The sequence below is a fragment of the Nostoc sp. 'Peltigera membranacea cyanobiont' 232 genome, from assembly GCF_002245985.1.
In the GTDB taxonomy this organism is placed as follows: domain Bacteria; phylum Cyanobacteriota; class Cyanobacteriia; order Cyanobacteriales; family Nostocaceae; genus Nostoc.
This window is the reverse complement of the sequence record NZ_NOLK01000318.1, coordinates 1-3,566: the sequence shown is the minus strand read 5'-3', so window position 1 is coordinate 3,566 and position 3,566 is coordinate 1. Positions and strand designations below refer to the sequence as shown.

The window sequence follows — 3,566 nt, the reverse complement described above, 5'->3', positions numbered from 1 at the left end:
AAGGTGTATCCCCAAGATTGATTTCAAAAATATTCTCTTGATAACCATCCCTAAATTGGTCTGCTTGCAAGGGATTACTACTATCTCCAGAACTTAATTGCTCAACACCGTAACATAAAGATTGATATAGCAATCCTAAATCATTTGTGAAAATCAATCATACATAAATATTTTTGGGAAATTAAATATTTCATGGTGAACAGCGAGTTCAAATAAACGCTTGACAATAGTAAAAGATTTACATAGATGATAAAATTCTCTAACAAACTTTTTAGCAGACAACCAAATATCTTCCACTGGGTTTTGTGTCGGGTCATTAGGAGCGAAGCGAATACAAGTAACTTTCCATTCGTTCTCGTTTAGCCCCTGATTTACAGATTTTAAATAATCTTGAAATTCAACTGAATGGTGATAACTAGCTCCATCCCAAATCAAACTAATGCGGCTTTTAGGATATTGACTAAGCAGGTATTCTACGAATGCAATTGCCGATTTAGAATCACCTTTTTTGAACGGCTTAATTAAAAATTCTTGTGTGTAATAATTCAGTGCGCCAAAGTACGTCTGTCTTTGTCTTTCGTTAAGAACTGGAACTTCAATTCTTTCTTGAGTATTACCCCAAATATAACCACAGATGTCTCCCCACAACAAATGACACTCATCCTCAAAAAATACAACCATTTCTCCAGACACAATCTCACTTTGATATGCATTCAGCCATGCTGTAATTTCTAGTTTTTTTTTGCTACTAACTCCTCGTCTTTGCGTGGGTTCTTTTTTTGTGTTTTTTTCCAACTTATAGATGCTTCTTTAAATAGGTCATAATAGCTTTGATTTGACTCAAATGCTATATTAAAACTCTCTTCTATGTACTCTTTTAGTTCATTTAAATGCCAGTAATCTTTTTGTTTAAGCCATTCAATCACTGTTTGTTTTTGTTTGCTATCAAGATAACCCCTCGAACCTTGATATTTAAGTTTTAACCCTGCAACCCCCTGTTCCACAAAAATATATTTCCACTTATTGACAAAGCCTAAAGATACGTGCAAAATTTCTCTAATCTGAGAATGAGTGTAACTTTCCATCACCATTTGTACAGCCAGCGCTCGTTTCAATTCTCTTTTATCTGGGTTCCCTTGGATAAAATCTATCAATTCTTTCATATAGGGAGTTGTGTATTTTCTATATTAATTAGATCCAGCTTATCGTTATGTGTAATTTTTCACAACTCATTTAGGATTGCTATAGCCACTGCCAGACTGATAATTACTACTGTCGTCAGTATCAAGATTTTGGTTAATTGTAGGTTCGTTATTCATTGGCATTACCTAAAAAAGCTGTATCAATGCCAGCATAAAAAGATTTATCTAGTATCAGCCTTCACCTATTGGACATTAATTTTTTAGCCGATTGGCTATTTTTGGTGATGCGCTCATATCGAGATGACAAATGGAACAAATGAATTTAATTTCACCAGAAATAATGGCAGAAATTAGTGATGGTAATAGTACCAAACTGCCAGACAACACCCGAAAAATGCTGCAAGTTCTGGCAAGTTTAAATACACCAAAAGAATTATTAGCAAGTCTTTTGGAAGTAGCTGAATTTTCCCTACACCATGTTCGCTACCTTGCAGGGCCATTGGTAATTCATCGCAGTCCTTGGAGTGATACGATTCCCCAATGGTTGAAGTTTGCTTGTATTCAGGATCGATTGGAACTTATCTTCACTGAATACGAACAGGATCAGGTTGGTGTTTCCAGCACAGCCACAGAAGTTCTTACGCTGAAAGTGTAAGTTGTAGGTAAGCTTGTCAATCCAACTACAAACCTTTTTGTTTATCTTGATTTTGATTTTTTTATATGTATATACATTAATCTTCCACCAATAGCTGCCGAAACTAGTACTACTCCCCAGCCAACGGGATTACTGATTAAAAGTGTTCCCGTTAATATTGCTCCTTGTGGGCCCATAGCTGTGCCTACTGAAGTTGATCCTACTCCTAACATGTACGCTAAGACTGATCCCATCACTCCAGAACTAGCAGCCGCTTGTGTAACAAAAATTTTTTCTGCCACGCCAAGTGGAGAAACCCCTATTTTTTCCACCATACAGCGCTTCCGGCTATTATGCAATACAGTTTTCCTCTTGCCCCTTTCCTATCATAGCTTTCAGCTTTGATGATGTACCTCATAGCCGCCGAAAGTGCTGTATGTGACGTGGACAAGACGAAAACATCTTTGCTGTCATTATTCTCGATGCGATCAAGCACAGTACAATAAAACTGTTGAATCCATTTTTCTCCGTCCGGTGGATTGAGTTTTTCGAGATTAGTATTATCTACAGCTACAGATGGGATTGCATGGACAGTATCGTTACTCAATTTAAGTGCTGATAAGGCTGCATGAATACGTTTAGTTCGTTCGCTTAAATATTCCTCGAAACGTGAATTTGGCACTTTATCCGAGCATGTGAATACAATAACCGATTTTTTCCAAAATAATTCACCAAATGCCTCTGTAATTAAACGTAACCCCCTTTTCTCACTGGCATCAACTCTGCTGTCGTCTAAACGGCTGACAAAGAGAACTGCGTCAATAGCATATGGAATATTTTGGCGTATCAACTCAATATATTTGGCATCATTGCCTGCCTCTTCTATATCATCACATAATCCAGGGGTGTCGATTACGCGAACAATGGCTTCATTTAAATCGGTATCATAAATATTTACATTTATTGTACAGGGATCAAAATCTCCAACAGGTGCAACATTAGTACCCATTAACGAATTAATGGTGCTGGATTTCCCAACTCCTGTTTTACCAATAAGTAGAAAGGTGAAAGTTTTACCTTTGGCTTGCTCTAAACGTTGTCGCAACTCATCAACCACTGCCTTTACCTCTTCTGATAATGTCCCATAGATATCCTCTAGATCAGTAGCACTTACCTCTTCTAGTAATGTCTCATGAATATCTTCATGTGGAGTCTCTAGACTACAATCCTTCCCTTCAGTAGCCTGCGGCCTTTCGAGTTTTATGATTTCATCACTAATTATCTCTATTTCCTGCTTTAGTTATTGAATCTTATTTTTAATCTTTTGCCTTTTAGCTGGATCATCCTCGTAGAGAAGTTGTTTATCATATTCTTCGATTAATACAATCCTGAGTTTAAGGTTTTGTTTGAGTGTTTCAGCCAGTTCTTGTTTCCCATTCATAATATCTAATGTTATTTATTCCATAACTTAGTTTTCCAGCGTTCCCATGCTTCTCTTATTTTGACTCCAGCCCCCAACCCTAATTCACCTTCATATGAAAGGATAAATGGGATAATTGGAATGGAAACTTTTAATGCATGTTTTGCATCTAGAGTTGGATGATTTAAAACTTCAATTATTGCTTCATTCCCACTTGGCAGTTCAAAACCTTTTTCTTTCAACGTAAGGATTCAGGTCTAATATTTAGGAAGCAGTGATGGGCGAGACAGATAACTATTAGAATTAGCCCGCAGTGCTTGTGCAAAAAAATCAATCACAGCTCTGCCTTGACGACGACAAGTTTGCACTA

General features: G+C 37.0%; 5 protein-coding genes. 1 reads left to right on the top strand and 4 read right to left on the bottom strand.

Features of this window, described 5'->3' with window-relative positions:
- Positions 1–153: 153 nt before the first annotated feature.
- Positions 154–1,163 (bottom strand): IS630 family transposase gene (locus tag CDG79_RS39715; protein ID WP_094346938.1). Its coding sequence is split into 2 segments (ribosomal slippage): positions 154–743 and positions 743–1,163, totalling 1,011 coding nucleotides; the frame shifts between segments, so codons are not numbered across the junction.
- Between the two features lie 286 nt (positions 1,164–1,449).
- Between CDG79_RS39715 and CDG79_RS39710 the strand changes: the two genes are divergently transcribed.
- Positions 1,450–1,797: a hypothetical protein gene (locus CDG79_RS39710; protein WP_223278651.1), complete on the top strand. Its 348-nt coding sequence runs from the start codon at positions 1,450–1,452 to the stop codon at positions 1,795–1,797.
- Between the two features lie 41 nt (positions 1,798–1,838).
- Here the strand turns inward: CDG79_RS39710 and CDG79_RS39705 are convergent, their stop codons facing one another.
- The 3 genes from CDG79_RS39705 to CDG79_RS39695 form a co-directional block, all read right to left on the bottom strand.
- Positions 1,839–2,111 (bottom strand): hypothetical protein, encoded by a 273-nt coding sequence (locus CDG79_RS39705; protein ID WP_094346937.1) that lies wholly within the window; start codon positions 2,109–2,111, stop codon positions 1,839–1,841.
- Complete coding sequence (locus CDG79_RS39700) at positions 2,096–2,893, bottom strand: GTPase (RefSeq protein WP_189525311.1); 798 nt, start codon at positions 2,891–2,893, stop codon at positions 2,096–2,098. The genes CDG79_RS39705 and CDG79_RS39700 overlap by 16 nt, the downstream gene beginning before the upstream one ends.
- Before the next feature lie 335 nt (positions 2,894–3,228).
- On the bottom strand, positions 3,229–3,438 hold the full coding sequence (locus tag CDG79_RS39695; protein WP_094346935.1) for a hypothetical protein: 210 nt from the start codon (positions 3,436–3,438) through the stop codon (positions 3,229–3,231).
- Between the last annotated feature and the right edge of the window lie 128 nt (positions 3,439–3,566).

Coding starts and splice junctions, on each gene's coding strand:
- CDG79_RS39710 (WP_223278651.1), top strand. CDS start 1,450: ATGGAACAAATGAATTTAATTTCACCAGAAATAATGGCAGAAATTAGT.
- CDG79_RS39705 (WP_094346937.1), bottom strand. CDS start 2,111: ATGGTGGAAAAAATAGGGGTTTCTCCACTTGGCGTGGCAGAAAAAATT.